The 18,080-nt window shown below is 50.1% G+C and carries 10 protein-coding genes, 1 pseudogene and 1 other annotated feature; of the genes and pseudogenes, 1 reads left to right on the top strand and 10 read right to left on the bottom strand.

Going from position 1 to position 18,080, the window contains the following annotated elements; genetic code table 11:
- Window positions 1-67: 67 nt before the first annotated feature.
- From asd to BMX45_RS28815, 10 genes and pseudogenes are all read right to left on the bottom strand, one after another.
- The gene (gene asd / locus BMX45_RS28765; protein ID WP_090914012.1) at window positions 68-1,153 is read right to left on the bottom strand and encodes an aspartate-semialdehyde dehydrogenase; all 1,086 of its coding nucleotides are present in this window, start codon (window positions 1,151-1,153) and stop codon (window positions 68-70) included.
- Between the two features lie 294 nt (window positions 1,154-1,447).
- Window positions 1,448-1,711, bottom strand: a binding site (T-box leader).
- Window positions 1,712-1,810: 99 nt separating this feature from the next.
- Window positions 1,811-3,409: an amidohydrolase gene (locus BMX45_RS28770; protein ID WP_090914014.1), complete on the bottom strand. Its 1,599-nt coding sequence runs from the start codon at window positions 3,407-3,409 to the stop codon at window positions 1,811-1,813.
- Between the two features lie 129 nt (window positions 3,410-3,538).
- Window positions 3,539-4,771 (bottom strand): RICIN domain-containing protein, encoded by a 1,233-nt coding sequence (locus BMX45_RS28775; RefSeq protein ID WP_090914016.1) that lies wholly within the window; start codon window positions 4,769-4,771, stop codon window positions 3,539-3,541.
- Window positions 4,772-5,120: 349 nt separating this feature from the next.
- The gene (locus tag BMX45_RS28780) at window positions 5,121-5,624 is read right to left on the bottom strand and encodes a VOC family protein (RefSeq protein WP_254778340.1); all 504 of its coding nucleotides are present in this window, start codon (window positions 5,622-5,624) and stop codon (window positions 5,121-5,123) included.
- Between the two features lie 15 nt (window positions 5,625-5,639).
- Window positions 5,640-6,983, bottom strand: a complete 1,344-nt coding sequence (locus BMX45_RS28785; RefSeq protein WP_090914018.1) for a helix-turn-helix domain-containing protein — start codon at window positions 6,981-6,983, stop codon at window positions 5,640-5,642.
- A 312-nt stretch (window positions 6,984-7,295) separates the two neighbouring features.
- A pseudogene (locus BMX45_RS28795) lies at window positions 7,296-8,089 on the bottom strand (DUF2935 domain-containing protein).
- Window positions 8,090-8,220: 131 nt separating this feature from the next.
- Entirely contained in the window at window positions 8,221-10,605 is a 2,385-nt protein-coding gene (locus BMX45_RS28800; RefSeq protein ID WP_090914022.1) for a polyprenyl synthetase family protein, read from the bottom strand.
- Window positions 10,606-10,702: 97 nt separating this feature from the next.
- Window positions 10,703-11,479, bottom strand: coding sequence for an alpha/beta hydrolase (locus BMX45_RS28805; protein WP_090914024.1), 777 nt, complete (start codon window positions 11,477-11,479; stop codon window positions 10,703-10,705).
- Between the two features lie 153 nt (window positions 11,480-11,632).
- Window positions 11,633-15,097 carry a glycoside hydrolase family 2 TIM barrel-domain containing protein gene (locus BMX45_RS28810; protein WP_090914026.1) on the bottom strand — a complete coding sequence of 1,155 codons (3,465 nt, stop codon included), beginning with the start codon at window positions 15,095-15,097 and terminating at the stop codon, window positions 11,633-11,635.
- A gap of 275 nt (window positions 15,098-15,372) precedes the next feature.
- Window positions 15,373-15,786 carry a YugN-like family protein gene (locus tag BMX45_RS28815; RefSeq protein ID WP_009592953.1) on the bottom strand — a complete coding sequence of 138 codons (414 nt, stop codon included), beginning with the start codon at window positions 15,784-15,786 and terminating at the stop codon, window positions 15,373-15,375.
- 485 nt (window positions 15,787-16,271) lie between these two features.
- Between BMX45_RS28815 and BMX45_RS28820 the strand changes: the two genes are divergently transcribed.
- Window positions 16,272-18,068: a hypothetical protein gene (locus BMX45_RS28820; RefSeq protein WP_090914028.1), complete on the top strand. Its 1,797-nt coding sequence runs from the start codon at window positions 16,272-16,274 to the stop codon at window positions 18,066-18,068.
- Window positions 18,069-18,080: the final 12 nt, after the last annotated feature.

Below are 18,080 nucleotides of genomic sequence, written 5' to 3' on the forward strand. Positions count from 1 at the left end.
ATGAACAATCACCCAAAAAAAGACGACTGCTTGCAGCAGTCGTCTTTTTCATATATAGGATGTAACGTTATTTAGCTTGAATGTAACCTTCCGCTTTCAACAGTTCCGCAATCAGAACGGCTCCGCCGGCTGCACCGCGCAGCGTATTATGCGAGAGGCCCACGAATTTATAATCGTAGAGGGAATCCTCGCGCAATCTGCCAACCGAAACGCCCATTCCGCGCTCAATGTCGCGATCCAGCTTCGTCTGCGGCCGGTTCTCTTCTTCGAAATACGTAATGAATTGCTTAGGCGCACTAGGGAGTTCCAGCTCTTGCGGTCTGCCTTTAAACTGCTGCCAGCGTTCCAGGATTTCCTCCTTCGACGGCTTGTTCTCGAACGACGCAAATACGGTAGCTAAATGGCCATCGGTTACGGGAACGCGAATGCATTGCGTCGTAATCAATGGGGATTCAGCTTTTACGATCTCCCCGTTCACAACGCTGCCCCAGATGCGAAGCGGCTCCTGCTCGCTCTTCTCTTCCTCGCCGCCGATATACGGAATCACGTTGTCCAGCATATCCGGCCAATCGGTGAAGTTCTTGCCGGCCCCGGAAATCGCCTGATAAGTGGAAGCAACGACATTCGTAGGTTTGAAATCAAGCAAAGCGTGCAGCGCCGGCACATAACTTTGAATGGAGCAATTCGGCTTCACCGCAATGAACCCGGTTGCTGTTCCCAGACGTTTGCGCTGTGCGGCAATCACGTCGATATGACCTGGATTGATTTCCGGAATGACCATCGGAACGTCAGGCGTCCAGCGATGGGCGGAGTTGTTGGAGATGACGGGCGTGCCCGTTTTGGCGTAGGCCTCTTCCAATGCCTGAATCTCGTTCTTCTTCATGTCGACCGCGCAGAATACGAAATCAACCTCTGCGGCAACCTGTTCCACCTGCGAAGCATCCTGCACGACAATGCCTTTCACCTGCTCGGGGATCGGCGTGGCCAGCTTCCAGCGGCCCTGTACCGATTCTTCATACGTTTTGCCGGCCGAATTACTGCTGGCTGCAATGGTGGTCACTTCGAACCATGGATGCCCATCCAGCAATTGCATAAAACGTTGACCCACCATTCCTGTTCCACCGACAATACCCACTCTAAGTTTTTGTGACATTCGCTACTCATATCCTTTCAATAAGGTCGTCATGTTCCCCATACCGATGTACCGTACGGACAAAAGCATGCAATAAATAAGCTTCTACTAGATAATTATTCAATCCGGCAAGATCCGTGTAGGTTTCCCGCCTCAACCTTCGTATTTCTTTAAATATAAGAAAAAATTTACTTTCTCAGAAGACGGACCGCTTATATCAGAACGGTTTCTTGCGATATAAGAACGGCAAGCCACTGATGTCTAACCTTTTGGATTATAACTTAACAAAAAAATCCCACCCCCAAGACCGTAAGTCTCAGGGACGAGATTGTTATACTCGCGGTACCACCCCAAATTTGCCAATATGTCACCATATTCGCCTCATCGAGTACGGCATTACACGGGAATGCAGATACTCTAGCTCTGTAACAGGAGCTCCTGGCACACCATCCCCCTCCATTGAGAGTTCCTTGTGCTGCTCAGAGTCTTTTTTCAATAAAGAACGCTTCGCCCCTTTTCAGCTGCCGGAGCTCTCTGTACAAGAATTCGTTTATTTACTCGTCTCGTCATCGCATTTGTTATGATTATTATATATAAAACCATTTCGTCGGTAAACCATATTTATAAAATTTTCACGAGAATGATCAAGATGGTTAAGACCTGTTCCTGTCGTGACACCTACTCGGCATAACCGATTTCCCCGTTAATCACCGTCATTCTAACCTTCGTCTCCAGCAGCTCGTCCGGATCCATCCCATCATGCAAGCAGCGATCCACCACCGTGAAATCGGCATATTTGCCCAATTCCAGTGTTCCTCGTTGATCCGCTTCTCCGGCTGCCCCCGCACTGCCGAGCGTAAACAGCCCAATCGCTTCCGTCAGGCTGAGTTTCTCCTCCGGCAAATACCCTGCGTGATCCTCCCCCGGCTTGCGTCTGGTGATGGCAGCATGAATGCCGAGCAGCGGATTCAGCGGCTCTATGGGAGCATCGCTGCCGCCGGAACAAGGCAGCCCTGTGCGCAGCCACTGCTTCCATGCATACAAGCAGCTTGTCCGATCAGGACCTACGCGCTCCAGCACCCATGGAAAATCGCTGGGCACAAACCGAGGCTGCAGGTCCACGGCCAGCTTCAGCTTGCTCATTCGCTTAACTGTATTGGGATGTACAATTTGGGCATGGATGAAGCGGTCGGGAAGCTTCGCATCTCTGCTTAGCGGAAGGATTTCAAGCACATCCGTCATCATCTCTGCCGCGCCGTCACCGATCGCATGAAAAGCAACCGGATAACCCAGCCTACGCGCCATGTCAACAATCTTTCTTAGCTCCTCCGGGGAATGCATGGCCAGTCCGCGGGTATGCGGCGCATCATGGTAAGGCTCCTTGAGCAGCGCCGTTCTTCCGCCAACCGCCCCGTCTACGAACAATTTAACCGCTCCGATTCGATTCCATTCGTTTCCGCTGCCTGCCTTGACGCGGAGCTCCTCCATTTCATCAAGAAAGCCATGGAACATCAGCTGATGGGTACGGAAACTCAGTCCCTCCTCGCGCAGTTCCCGATGGATCCGCTGCATCGCTTCCACGCTGCCCAGCAGGCGGAGGTCCTCCGTATGCGCTGCCGTCAGGCCGAGCCGAAGGGCATCACGGCATGCCTGAAGAATCGCAGCTTTCAGCTGGGACGGGTCAGGCTCCGGCTGGACCATGGTAAAAGGCACCGAAGCATTCTCGTAAATGCAGCCGTTCAACCGGCCATCGGCATCCCGGCCGAATGCGCCGGACTCGGGATCGGGCGTATCTGCAGTGATCCCCGCTCTTCGAAACGCTTCCGAATTACCAAGGAAAGCATGGAAACAGGTTCTCGTCAGATATACAGGATGCTCCGTAGTGATGTCGTCAAGCTCCATCATATTCGGAATCACCGGGTCTGGAAAATGGTTCTCGTTCCAGTTCAGCCCCATGATCCACTCCCCAGGCGGCGTTATCGCAGCCCGAGCCCGCAGCATAGCCAGCATCTCGTCTTTCGAAGACGCCTCGGTGAAGTCCAGCATGCCCAGCTTGAGTCCGTGCATGCCGAGATGCATATGGGCATCCACCAGGCCTGGCAGCACGAAAGCACCCTCCCAATCCACCGTTCGATAATCCCGTCCCGATAACTGCAGGCGCAGCTCGGCTGCACTTCCCATGGCACGTATGATGCCGTCTTCCACATATATCGAATCCGCAGTCGTTGCAGCGTGCGGTGAATAAAGAAGACCGTTTGTAAAAAGAACAGGTTGCATGTGTCTGATTCCTCCGGATTTTTCCCATCATTATACCAGACATGCCTTCAGCTCGTCAGCCGGCGCCGCCTCAAGGCAACCCTCCCCAAAATTAAACAGGCGGCCCCAAACGGGACTGCCTGTCCAAGATTAATTGATTTTGGTGAAAGCCCACTTCTGCGCATCCGTGCCATTGTCCGTCCACTGCTGGACAGCAGCCCCGTCCGCGGTTGAGGCACTGGCTACATCGACTACAAGCCCGCTTACTTTGGACACAAGTTTATAATAACCGCCGCCAACATCAATGATCCTCCATCGCTGTGCATCCGTACCATTATCATTCCATTGCTGCAGCTGAACGCCGGTGGACGTGGACGAATTCGGCACGTCGAGAACTTTGCCGCTGTGCACGGCCGTGAGTTTGTAGTATCCGTCTCCCGTGCTTTCCACCCGGAACCTTTGGTTATTGGCGACGTAGTTGGTCCACTGCTGAATTTTGGCGCCGCTGGCCGTGGACACATCCACGACATCCATCACTTTGCCGCTCGCCTTGGATGCGATCGTATAAATCCCGTTGCTGATGACATTCGATGAACCCGTGTCCTGATACACGCGTACGTAATCCACCAGCATCTGCGATGGGAACGGCGTGGAATTGTTTGGATTGCCCGGCCAGTTTCCGCCAACCGCCAAGTTCAGCAATAAGAAGAACGGACGCTGGAATTCCTCGGTATTGCCCGTTCCGTTCTCAATATAAAATTCATTGAACTGCTGACCGTCCACAAACCAGCGGATGTATTTAGAATCCCACTCAATGCTGTAGACATGGAACTGGGAAAAATCCAGATTGCCGGATACCCGACCGAATTCGGCGTGACCACCTGCATCCCAGTGAACGGTGCCGTTTACGTAGGGATTCAGGTTTACCCGTTCCATAATGTCGATCTCTCCGCTCTTCGGCCAGCCGACCGTGCTGATGTTGCTTCCGAGCATCCAAAACGCCGGCCACAATCCTTGGCCCGACGGCAGCTTGATTCGAGCCTCCACTTTCCCGTAATTAAAGCTCTTTAAATCCTGGGTTTTGATCCGGGCAGAAGTGTAATTCATCCCGCCATAGGATTCCTTCTGCGCCGTAATGACAAGGTTACCGCCGGAGACCTGCAGGTTCTGTGCACGATCGGTATAATACTGCAACTCATTGTTTCCCCATCCGCCGCTGCCGGTACCGATTTCCGGCGTCCAATTGGATCTGTTGAGCGAGGTCCCGTTAAACTCGTCACTCCATACCAAATTCCAGTTCGGCGCCGCATTGGTTTTGTTCACAGGCAATAGAACGACCAGAAGACTAAACAGCAGAACTACACATATTCCTTTTCTTAGCATCATGTTCCCTCCTATTTTCATCGGATTCAGGTTTCATGGATACCTAGTGTGCCAGCATCGTGCGGACCGTCTACTGAAGCTTCGTATCACCTCTCTTTCTCGTTCTCTTGTCTTGCCTTAAACCAATCTATGATGGAAGATTCACTTGTTGTTCTCCTCTAGAACATCTTAAATAATGCGCTTTCGTTTCCATTATATTCCTATCATATGCCACTATCAACCTAAATTAATATTATTTAACATTCGTAGTTTGATTTCCCTTATTAATGCCCTTACGCTTCTCTCCATATCAAAAAGCCGGCTGCTAGTGCCGGCTTCTGTTGCTTTCACTATTTTCTCATATTCTGACTTATTCACGACAAATCATGAGTTTATTCCCATCGGGATCCTTCACGACAAACCAATGGTTGTGCTCGATTTCCGTCACGAGTTCCACGCCGAGCTTCTTCATATATTCCAAAGAACCTTCCAGGTCCTCTGTCATCAGCATGAAGGCGGGAGTATCGATAGACGGTGCTCCCTCGGGCTGATCTCCTCCCCACTTCGGCATCGTATCCAGAATCACGCCCGTACCTTCCATGGGCAAAGGACATAAATGTCCGTTCATAATCTGGCAATCGGCCTCTGGTATGCCCAGCACGCGGCAGTACCAGCTGCGCGACGCTTCGATATTCCGTACCGGAATGAATATGCTGCCCACCTTGTTCTTAATGGGGCTTGCCTGTGTATGGTTGTCCGTATTCTGCATGGATTCGTTCATGGTTTTTCCTCCCTGGATCATCTTTAGCACGCGTGGTGCCATAAACGGTCGATACCCTTCCGGCAGCTCTTTTCCGACAGGCCATCTGCTCATGAGCTCCCTCCATCCTTATGTCTGCTGATTGATTTTAACCGGAACATAACACTTTGCTTGGATCATTCTATCATCGGACGCTCCCTCCAGGTCGTAACTGGCATACCACCGGCGTTCTGGATCCGGCGTAAACTCGCTTGAAGCATCGAGCCATCGATAAATTCGATGAAGTACGCCTGTCATCGTGCCATAAGCACCTGATTCCAGGCAGGCATAGGTACCGCCTTCCAACACAACCTGCACGTCCTTATCTTCAAGGGATGGAAGGAACTCCTCCGGAGGAACTATATAAACCTCGTAGGCGGAGCTTTGCTTCAGCAGAGCGTCGTCACAGTGCATGAAAACGCGAATACGCGAGTCACCCCTAAACCCGTTACGCGATAACCAGGCTATCGAAGCTTCATCTGCTCGTTCCATACAGTCCGGCCCCTTTCTACGAAAAGCTATCGCCTTAAGCGTAGACTGCTCCACAATTTCGATCCTTCCCATCAACTTGCTTCGTTCCACGGGAAGGTAAAGCTTCATGCGAACGATTTGATTCTTCTTCAGTACATATTCTTCCATGAAACCATGCTTTCCTTGCTCGAACACACTGCGGGGCAGCCATTCGGAGAACAAACGGTTCCAAGTGTTCTGAATGCAGTCTTCCGCCACCGATGGCGTTCGGACCACTGCATACAGCCCGCCATCAAGAACGATGCCATGCAGTTCCGGATGATTCATCATCCGGGCCCGCTCCTTTACGTCAACAGCGAGCAATTGATATCCGAACGGCTTGCTTTCATCCTCCAGATCCACGTTCCAACCGAAGAGCCTCAGCTCATTGATATCGATATGGTGAGAAGACATAAGCGCCCGGAAATGATCGATCGCCGCGGTTTCTATCCCTTTCTCATGCTCTGCAGCAAACAGACAACCAATCCCTTTCCGGGGAAGCAAACGGGTAACCCTTACTTCAGGAAAGCGTTCAGAGTCATCCCGCTCTCCCATGAATGTTATCCGTTCATTCAGGTTCATCCGTTCAAAACTGTAGACCAGCCGAGCTTTCCGGTATGCTCCTGGAGTTAGACCTGTGCACCTTTTAAAGGTTTTCATGAATGCCGGGTAGGACTCAAATCCACAACGGTACCCGATATCGATGGTCGGCAGGTCGGTATTGCGCAAACAGCTGGCAGCCTCACTGATCCTGCGTTTGCGTATGTACTCCTTGACGGGGTGTCCCGTTATACTGTGAAACAATCGATAGAGATTCGGCAATGACATGGCTGCCACGCCGGCAATTTCCTCGAGTGCCAGCGGTTCCGTGAGATGATCTTCGACAAAATCAATGGCGCGTTGAACGATTTCACCGGTCTGCATTTCTTGTCCTTTCTCTCACTTATGAATGTAGCTTCCTATGAAGACATCATACCAAATTTCATCGAAGGCGAACTGTACTTTTTTATCAAAAAATCGATCTCGTCATGGCAAAATCAAAAAAGCAGTCTCTTCATTGACAGCAAGAGAACTGCTTTCCATTCAAATTGTTAACTTGGTCGGCTTGCTTGGAGATGCTGCTCCCGTAGATCGCCATAAGTGCGATGGAGCCCTTCTTCCAGTGAATGTTTAGCCCCATGAGAAGAAAGTGAAGATTGCCTTTCTTACCTCGAGAAAGAGTCCATCCTTCATCCATCAACCTGTGACTCTCGGCTTCGTCGGATCGCAGTTCGGGCTCTGTATTTCGCCCAGAGCAGCCAACTTGGACAGATAATAGCATTCCTCTCGATACATATGATCCGGCATCAGCGGATTGATCCGGTCCAGCACTTCCCCGCGCAGCTCAAACTCCTCGAGTTCCGACAGAAAGTGCATGAACACTCTCATTTCCAGGTTTATATCGGCATGAAATTTGCGCAGCGCGGGAAAATCCTTCAGGCGGGTCCGCAGATACCCTGTCATTTCAACAGCCTTCAGATAAAACCCTTCAAAATCTTTCTGGAACGCCATGCTTTTGGCAATCAACGGCTTCTCGGCAAAATCCAGATCGGCGGCCAGACTTGCCGCATGACCAAAGGCATCCTGCAGCCAGACCATATCATAATGCAAGGGATGGAACAGCGGCACTCCCTTCCCCTCTTGCAAGGCCTGCAAAATTCGCAGGTATTCCTCCAATTCATTTACCATGTGGTTGACGAAGGACGGGGTCAGGAGAAAATCTATGGTGCCTGCAAGCTGCCGTTCTAATAAATTCAGCTTGAATTCGCGCAATTCTTGCGAAGCATGAAGGGCTTGTTCGTTCAGTTTAGCGATGAATGCGGATGCATCCGGTCGACGAGATTCACTGAGGAGCCTATCAAATCGGGTCATTAAGGATTCTGCGGTAGCGATGTCCGCTTTTTCCTTAGGCGACAACGCAGTAAAAATAAACCGGCAGTGGTCCCCACAATCTGCAGCCAAAACCGGTGCTCATACAATGGATCACTCATTGGCCTTGCCTCCTCTGGCAGCTTTATTCTCAGAAAATATATGCAGCTGCCATGGGAGTAGAACGATTGACGGCTACAGCCGGAGCAATCGCTTGCCTTCGATTAGAATACCGACAATTTACGGGATCATCTTAACGTTCACGATTAACCATATAGTTCAATAGATGCTTGAGAAACGCCGTATTGCGCGGCATATCCTGCAGCGCCTCCATCGCCTGGCAATAATGATCCCACATTTCCCGGCTAGCCCCTTCCTGCCCCAGAATGCTCACGAAGGTCGAGGTGTTGTTCTCCGCATCCTGTCCCCCGGGTTTGCCGAGCTGTTCCACGTTTCCCTGCACATCCAGCAAATCATCCTGAATCTGAAAAGCAATGCCTGCGTGGTAAGCAAATTTCTTCAGAATTGCGATTTCCGTCTCCTTCACCTGAGCCAGAATGGCGGGCATAACCAGCGATGCCTCGAACGCGATCCCCGTCTTGTAGTAACAAACCGTATTCAATTGCTCCAATGACAAGGCTTTCCCTTTTGAATTCAAATCCATCGCCTGGCCGGAACACATATCTCCCGCTCGCTGGGACGAATAGCGTATCAGCTTCAACACCGTTTTCGGGTCAAACCCTTCCAGGGAGGACTGTTCTTCGATCGCCTTCTGTATCAGGAACAAACCGGTAATTTCCGCCGTGGCGCTATCGTGAACCTGATGCAAGGTCGGCCGCCCTCTACGAGTAGAGGCGTTATCCTGGGAAGGCAAATCATCGAATATCAAGGAAGCGGTGTGCATGTATTCAAGCGATCTCAGCAGCGGCACGATGGCTGATGCCTGTAGTCCATATTCCTTCACGGCCATTACCCAAGTCAGAATGGGTCTCAGGCGCTTGCCATCCCCTTGGAGCGAATAATTGGCTGCATCGATCAGCGACTCTTTCATCGGCGGTATGCCGGGAGTCTTGTCGATTTGCAAATGTTGATTAATCTCATCTCGAACGGATTTAAAGGTATCGATAAAATAATCCTTCTCTTTCCGCTCGTTTCTAAGTACGGTTACCATCTGATCACGCAGCAATTTATCAAGGAAATCCACCTGATCGGCTTTAGTAACCATGTGCTGGATAAGACGATTGAATTCCGGGTTCCCGGAAGCGAAAATATCCATAATTTCATTGTATTTCTCGGTGCCGACGCGTTCTTTGCAGCGCTTCAGGCCATTGATGGCCCGGTCGAGCATCACCTCTCGCGTCTTGGCGTCAGATTGGTACACGTTATGAATCAGGTGGGAAATCACCGCCCAGTATAATTCAAAAGGATTGATGAGGTCCTGGCGTTGGCCGCGATATTTTAGATAGTAAGTGTAAGGTGTTACCGCCCCGTCATTCAAGTCTTGAAACATATCGGCAAAATCATCGGCCAACTGGTTGTAGATCCCATAATAGAACGTTCGGTCCTCGAAGCCTTCATCCGCCCCTGCGCTTATTACGGAACGGACAATTAATCGCGAGGAAGAGGATTTCAGGATGATCGGCAGATATAATTCTTCATTGGTATAATCGGGATTCGCAAGGTCCTTGATACGGTCAATATGCTGCGAATGAAAAAACACGTTGGACTGCTCGAAAAAAGTTTGCTGCGTTTCCGGGCGCTGCCGTCCTTGAATATACTCGAATGCATCCCGGAGCTCCTGATGCACGAAATGAACGAGCTCCATGTTTTTACCGCTCCACTGGCCAAGTTCGGGTACTCTCCCGGTAAGCAGGGCCTGCCGTATCATGTGGGAGTACTGTTCCTTCTCCTGGGCATTCAAGACCCCTGAATCGAGCAGGTCGTCTATGAAAGGGTAGGTTAACCCGTAGGAATACCCCAGCCGGATCGCATCGTCAAGACGCGATGAGCGTTCCGCTGGCGATGTTTCTCCATTCAAATCTTCCATTACATGCATGACAACCCCAACGATAATTTTGATTAATTTGCGCTGGGCTTGCTCTGCATCCATCTTGTCCGGGATATGGGAGGCAACATGCTTCAGTTTGTTGATGACCCAAATCACGGCTGTTTCAATGCCTTCCTTCTGGGCCCAACGGTACAATCCCGCCAAACTCATAAAATTCGGCGCGTCTCCCTCTTTGGCTTCATTTGAGCGAACCAGAAGTTTTCGAGTACTCGCAGCAACGCGTCGTATTCTCTCTTTCGTATCAGGGGAATCCAGCGGCATGCCCAGATCCCTCATGTAAATATAGGAAATGCTTCGATCCAAATAATCATCCAGTTCGCCTGTATAGTTGAGCCACCCGATGTATCTATGATAATCCCGGTTATCCGGTTTTTTTTTCGCCGGCAATATAGAGGACAGCCATGAGTGACGTTGAACATGCTTTCGTTTCCATATTAGAATGTCCTCTGTCAGGATAGGCACATAACTCTTATCCTTAACCTGTACATGGAGCGATGCAAAATACTGAGCAGCCTTCTGCTCAGCCTGCCGATATCCCGTATCGGCGTAATCTGTATATGCCACATTCATATGATGGAATCCCTCAACTTCTTTAAATGTTAAACATGCACCCATGTTTATAACCTTTATACGCAGAAGTTTCAATCGGGTTACATTTCAGTTACTGTTACAGGGATTCATCCATGGACTGAAGCCATCTCCCCATGGCCTCCGACACTTCGTCCAACTGCTCGGCATCGGTGATGGCGGGTTCATGGTCTCCTTTTTGCATACCGTAAGCTCCAAATTGCCCGTGATTCCCGCCCTCAATCTCTACATAGGTGGTAGCGTCCGGCAGATTCTTTTGGGCAGCCTCCCATTTTGTTCGATCAAGAACGCCGTCCTGCGTACCGGTGATCTGAAGCGCGGACAGGTTTAATCCGTTCAGATTGCCTCCATCGTCAGCGTATGAGGCCATGAAATATACGCCGTCAATGACATCCGCATGTTCCTTGGCATATCTCGCGGCAAAAACGCCGCCTAAGGAATGTCCGCCGATGACATATCGGTTGTCTGGATGCTCCGCTATGAAGGAATCTGCCTTGTTCTGTCCGAATATGGCAAGATTCAGCGGCATGGAGGCAACATACACGCGATGCCCTTTCTCCGCCATTCTCTTGGCAAAAGGCGCGTAACTTTCGGGCTCCACCAATCCGCCGGGATAAAAAATAATGTCGGGCTGAATCACTTGCCCATCCACGGGCTCGAAGCGATAGCTGTCTTGGAGACGTTCAACCGCTACCTTCGCGTCGCTTTGAAATACCGTTTTCGCTTCATCCAGCGGCTCGTAAGTAAGTGAATCCAGTATGGCAAGACCTGCGATAATTATGATGGCCAAGATGGACAATATCCATATGAATGGCCTGATCCATCTTGTGCTCCTCGGTTTATGGGTTGGCTTCATGTCTATCACGGTCCCTTCCATCCAAATATGATGTCATTTCAAATTATACCGCAGGGTTAATTAAATTCCTACGCGCCTGTTCGGAAATCCCTTACATCCTTCATAACGAAACCAAGCTGCCGAGTTGATCGGCAGCTTGGTCTATTTCGCAAGTTATGAATCTGTTCGCTCAAATCGGAACCAGCCAAAATCAAACTGGCTTCCCGGCAAGAAGATGAACGTCACCTTCTGTTTGCCGGCCACGGGCTCCAGATCGAATACTTGCTCTTCATATTCGTAGGCTTGCCTAAATTCCACCAGCCGGTTGCTATCGCCATCCGGATGCGCAAACCGAATATGAATCGTATTTTTATCCAAGGCAGATCTGCCGTACACCACCAGTTTCGAAGCACCATCGGCTAAAAAATCCATCTCGTCAAACTCGAGGGAGACGTTATTTCCTATCCCTTGGACAAACCTGTTGTCCAACATCGTAAAGGTATCCCCGTAAATCCGGTCGCAATCCGCGGCAAAGTTAGGCTCAAAGGCTCGATTCCCCGTTTGAAAATAAAACCCTTTGATGTGCACCTTCTGACGAAGGACAAAGCAAATCGACGCAATGCCGCGCAGCTTCTTCGACAATCGGTAGGTTTCCTCCTGATACACGTTCCATTTGGTCTCCTTCTGATAAATGCAATCCGCCAGCAGGGAGCTGCCCTCTTCGCCAGGCATGCCCTCCCAGATTTGCAAAGCGTACGCTTCGCTTGAAAGCGCAAATATCGGAATCGTGATCGTATCGGAGCCATGGGGGCCAAAATCGATGTCTCGGAACCCGACGTGCGTCTCACCGTCTCTGCTCGTGGCTACGCCTCTTTCGTTTCCGTTCCCGACTTCACCTTGACTGTAATCATATAATCCAGCAGATATGAAGGCGTATGGATCCTTGTATGCTGCACCCAAACCGTCGACTTTAAATTCAAGCTGGGAGATGAGCCGGGTTTTACCCGTCCCGTTCCGGCTCGTACATCTTAATCGAAACTCCCCGTCGCCAAGGGCTGTTACGACGGCAGCATGGCCATTGGCCTCGACACTCGCAATATTGGATTCGATGCCTGCATCGTTTACGACCGCCCATTCGACTTCCTGATAAGTAGCTATCCGTGGATGCAATATGGCCCGAACTGTCATTTGTCGATTCGCAGGATCAAAAACCTGACCCTTTTCGCTGATCAGCTCAATCTTGCGAAGCGGAATCTCGTCCCTGTTTCCTGTCAGGCATGGGCCCTCCTCATTCCTCATGCTCGCGGATATTCCCTGCGTCACATCCTCCTGTACGGGTATGGAAGTCAAATGAAGAGATTGACGTTCCATACCTGTGGAGGACACCTCGATCCCGATTCCGCCGGGCTCCAATGTCGCTCCGATGATCGCCATCAGCTTGCCGCTGAACAGTCTTCTGCTTAGGCCTTTGTACGGATCGTAATCCGTGCTGTCCCCATTATCGAGACCCAGCAGCCGCCCCGCCCCCGTGACATGGACCTCCACCCGGTTATTGGCATTCTCGACGGAATGCCCATCCTCATCTTCCATCGTGATCTCAACAAAGATGAGATCTGTTCCATCGGCTCTTAGCTCTTCTTTATCCGGACGCAAGACGATACGCTTGGCATCGCCAAACGATCGTCTTGCATCCGTGGCTACGATACGGCCTGTTTCGTCATAAGCGATCGCTTTCAATTCGCCTTTGACGTAAGGAATCTTCCACCACCCAACCAGTTCTCTTCCTCGTGCATGGTCAATGTCATGCGTACCCGCGGTTTCCCCATTGAGCCGTAATTCTACTTTTGGCGCATTGGAGCAGATGCGAACATCTATCATCTGACCGTCATTGAAATCCCAATAGGGCAGCAGATGCACCATGGGCTTCGTTTTGTAATCCGTCCAAGCGGCTTGATAGATATAATAGGAGTCCTTTTTGAAGGTTGCCGTATCAATCTGTCCGAAATAAGAGTTTTTTGTATGGTACGGCGTAGGCTCACCAATATAATCGAACCCGGTCCATATGAATTGGCCGAGCGAGAAGGGTGTATCCCGTTCAGCCAGAATGCATGCCTCCGCCGATTTCGCTCCCCAGCTTGTCGAGCTGTTGCCGAGGGAGGAACACTGCTCGTCATCATCGGCCAGGATGGATTTTTCGAACGGGAAATGGTAGATGCCTCTGCTTTGTACAACGGACGCGGTCTCACTGCCATATATGATCCAATCCGGATGTTCCCGGTGATGGTTCTCGTAATATTTCTCGGCATAGTTATACCCTGCTACCTTCACGATATCGGCACATTGCTGCGCGTTCTCCCAAGGCATATAATTCGATCCGATGGTCACCTTTGCATTTTGCTTAGGATCGTATGCATAGACCTCATCCATCAGCATTCTTGTGATGTCCTGCCCCCTCTCATCGGCATGAGTATCATATATCTCATTCCCGATGCTCCACATGATAAGGCTCGGATGGTTGCGGTCCCGTTTGACCCAGCTTTTCACGTCACGCTGAACCCATTCCCGAAAGAACCTGGCATAATCATAAGGCGTCTTCGGCCTCTCCCACATATCGAAGGCTTCCGATACAATCAGCAGCCCCATTTCATCCGCAAGCTCCATCAGCTCCTTAGCCGGCATATTATGGGCGGTGCGAATCGCGTTAACCCCCATTTCCTTCAGAATCTTAAACCTTCTCGCCAAGGCGGTTTTGTTAAAGGCTGCTCCCAAAGCGCCGAGATCATGATGCTCGCAAACACCGTTCAATTTGAATTTGCTGCCGTTCAGCAGGAACCCTTGATGAGGATCCAGCCGAATATGTCGGAATCCCACGTTATGAGTGACGGCTTCCAAGGTTGCATACTGCGAAATTGCGGAACGCTTGGTTCCGCTCAGCTTCATCTCGGTCACCAATTGATACAAGTTAGGTTCTTCCGGGCTCCAGAGCAGCGGATCCTTGACAATTAATGTTTGCGTATTTATGACGCTGCCTGCACTGCTGCCCGTGTGATTGGCGTCGACCCGGTCAGAAGCCTCAGCGATGATCTGCCCATCCTTCAAAATCACATGCTTGATCAACACATCATCCACGACCTTCATTTCCGTCTCGACTTCAACCAGCCATCCATCTTCCTGATGCTTAGTCGCTATATAAACACCGTCCGTGACAATGTGGTTGGATTCCCTTGTCTTTAACCACACATTCCGATAAATGCCTGCCCCGGAGTACCATCGGCTGTTCGGGCTTTGATGCACAACCTTTACGACGATGACATTCTCACCGCCCCGGAGCGCACCCGTGATCTCGTGTTCAAATGAAGAATAGCCATACTTCCATTCGCCCATTGGACGACCATTGACATAGACGGAGGAATCCATGTACACGCCGTCAAAACAGAGGAAGACCTGACCGCCGTCATTATTCCACAACCATTCCTTCCGGTACCAGCCAATGCTGTTCTCGTATAAATCCTCCGTGTTATGTATGAGCCAATCATGAGGAAGATCAACAGGCTGAAATTGTAGATTCTCCGAATCTTCAACGTCCAAACCGCTTTTTGCAAACATCCATCCATCATTAAATAAAGCTCTTTTATTCATGGGTGACATCACCTTCTTCGTTTATTTATTAATCAATTGCGGGGCCGCATGTTCAGTCAATCCTACTATATCAGCATGCTATATCGTTTGAGCCTTCTTCAAAAAAGTTCTAAGGTTTTCAAAGGATGATCTTTAATTTCTGTATATCCTTGCACTGGATAAAAAAAAGAGCCCTTCGCATGCAGCATGCATCAGAGCTCCTTGTTTCATTATATTGCAGATGTGCCAAAAGAGACCAAGCGTCCACGTCCCAAATCTCTTTGGATATCTTTATGTTAATGCAAATATCCCGTCTCCACCTCGTCCAAGACTTTTCTGGCTTGTTCAACCCACATATCGTCCACCGAGGCGTCAGGGTCGATCGGCGACTGGAATTGATCGAAGAGAGCTCCCAATAAACGTGGTCTCGCATGCTTATCGGTCCCCTTATTATAGATATGCCTGAAGACAAATGGTCGGCCAAGCTTGATCGTTGCATGGCATCCGCCGCATTCGCCATCCAAGCTGCCCTTGGTTACGTGAAAGGGTATGCGAAGCCACACCATCCGTTCCTGATCCAATCGCCTATCCAAATAGCCATGCTTGTAATCCCAATTGCTGGCTAACGTAAAATCGTGTTTGCATAGATAAGTATCGATGTTTACGAAACGGTCCTCCATATTCTCCAGTCGCGATTCCAAATTAATCATGTTAACGCCCACCTTCACATTTTAGTTCTAGGATGGACGTGATTTCCCGCCTTTATACGGTTCGCAGCTGCTTGCGGCATTCTGATGACCGATTGTGTTCGGATGCTGAAATCGCATATGCTTACCCACTGTCTTAAATTACTAGTCATGATGACATAGCTCTCCCATTCGGAATCGCAGCTATTAAATTTAATGCTGACCTTACCCAAAACAGTGACACTGGACCAACCAAGCGCCTAAAACGCAACTTTCTTCCTAAGCTGTTAGCCTTATTCTTGTTCATATTCATATATTTTATGTCATTTAGTTATATTATTCCATTTTGTATCTAGTTCCTTTTATACCGATCACCCGTTCGATTGATTGGTGTCTATAATGTCCCGTAAGAACTTGGGCTCATCTTTTTTTGAACTATCAATGCTATAATAACCCCGTTTACTAAACAGAGAATACGTGGAGTTCTCGCAGAGAAACGGAGGGAAAACATGAAAGTGAAAGGTTACCAGAAGCTTGCCAGCCTCTTGGTTGTTATGCTTCTGGTGGGGCTGCATACCCCGGCTTATGGCGAAAATAATTCAAAAAAAGCGACTTGGATATGGCAGACGGACCTGATACGGGATGGCGGCGAAGAGCTGCTTGATTTTTCCCGCGAAGAAGGCATTAATCTGATCTACTTGCAGATCGATCGTCAGCTGTCGTCGGAGATATACGAGGCGTTTATAGAGCGTGCGCATGAGGACCAAATCGCGGTCCATGCCTTGGGCGGAGACCCTAGATGGGCGCTCACCGAACATCTCGATGACATGCTCGGTCTCGCTGATTGGGTAATTGACTATAACGGCAAGGTTGCGGCAGGTGCCCGATTCGACGGGATTCATCTGGATGTAGAACCGTATGTGCTTGCCAAGTGGGACACTGAACAGGACCAAATCATCGCCACCTGGGAACAAAATCTTAAGGCGTTCCTGAGCCTAGCTTCCGGAAAGGGACTCGAGCTCGGGATCGATATTCCTTTCTGGTTTGACCAATACGCCTTGGCGGATGGAACCGGACTTAATGAATGGCTGATCGGTGCGTTTGACCATGTTACCGTCATGGCTTACCGGAATGAAGTGGAATCCGAGCATGGGATTCTGGACTTGACGCGGGCTGAGCTTGAGCTTGCTGACAGGCTTGGGAAACAGATTCTGATCGGAGTTAATACCAAGGAGATGCCAGGCGAGTCTTATACCACCTTTTATGGACACGGGAAGGACAAGTTGAATCAAAAATTGGATCATCTCTCCAGTGCGCTCGGTTCTTATCCATCCTTTGCCGGTGTCGCAATCCACGATATTCGCAACTGGCAAAGCATGTCTGCTGATGAGATCGTTCCCCCTGGAAGCACGGATCCCATTTCCCCATCACCGGCCCCGGAGCCGAATCCAGATCCAGAACCCGGTGAAGGCGATCGCGTGCCGGATGCGGATCCGGTGACGAGGGATCCTATGGTAAGAGGCACTTATATATGGGAAGCCCATGAAGTCGTTCAAAACAGTCAGGAAATTCTTGATTTTGCCAAAGAGAAGAAATTGAACTGGCTGTATGTACGCCTTGATCTGGAACAGCCGTACAGCTCATACTCGTCGTTTGTTAAACAAGCGGCTGCGGCAGGAATCGAGGTCCATGCCATGGGCGGACATCCGATATGGGCCCTTGAGGAGAACCGGCCGAGAATGATGCGGCTCGTCAATTATGTGAAGAGCTACAATCGCGCCGTTGAAGGCGATGAGCGTTTCCACGGCATTCACCTGGACATTGAGCCCTACGTGCTGCCGGCATGGAAAGAGGATTCGCAGCAGGTTATTTCAGAATGGACCGCGAATCTGGATGCATTCGTTAACGAATTGAAAAAGGATTCTTCATTGGAAGCCAGCATGGATATGGCCGTGTGGCTGGATAGATATAAAGTCACCGGCGAAGACATGTCGCTCAGCAAGTGGATGATCAATCGTATGGACCATGTTTCCCTCATGGCATTCCGGGATGTAGCGGAGGGATCCAACGGCATCGTCGGGGTTTCCAAGGAAGAGATTGCATTTGCCGATGAGCTGGGCAAGCCCATCAAGATATCGGTTGAAATCAAAGCCAGTCATGAAGGCGATCATATCACCTTCCACGAAGAAGGTGCCGCCTACATGGAGGAAGAGCTTGCCAAGCTGCCTGCTTTATTAAAGGATTCACCTTCCTTTACCGGCAGCGTCGTGCATGCTTATGCGTATTGGAAAAGTGCGAAGCCGTAAAATGTAAGAGGA

Origin of the sequence: Paenibacillus sp. cl141a (assembly GCF_900109305.1) — a bacterium.
GTDB lineage: Bacteria > Bacillota > Bacilli > Paenibacillales > Paenibacillaceae > Paenibacillus_AQ > Paenibacillus_AQ lautus_A.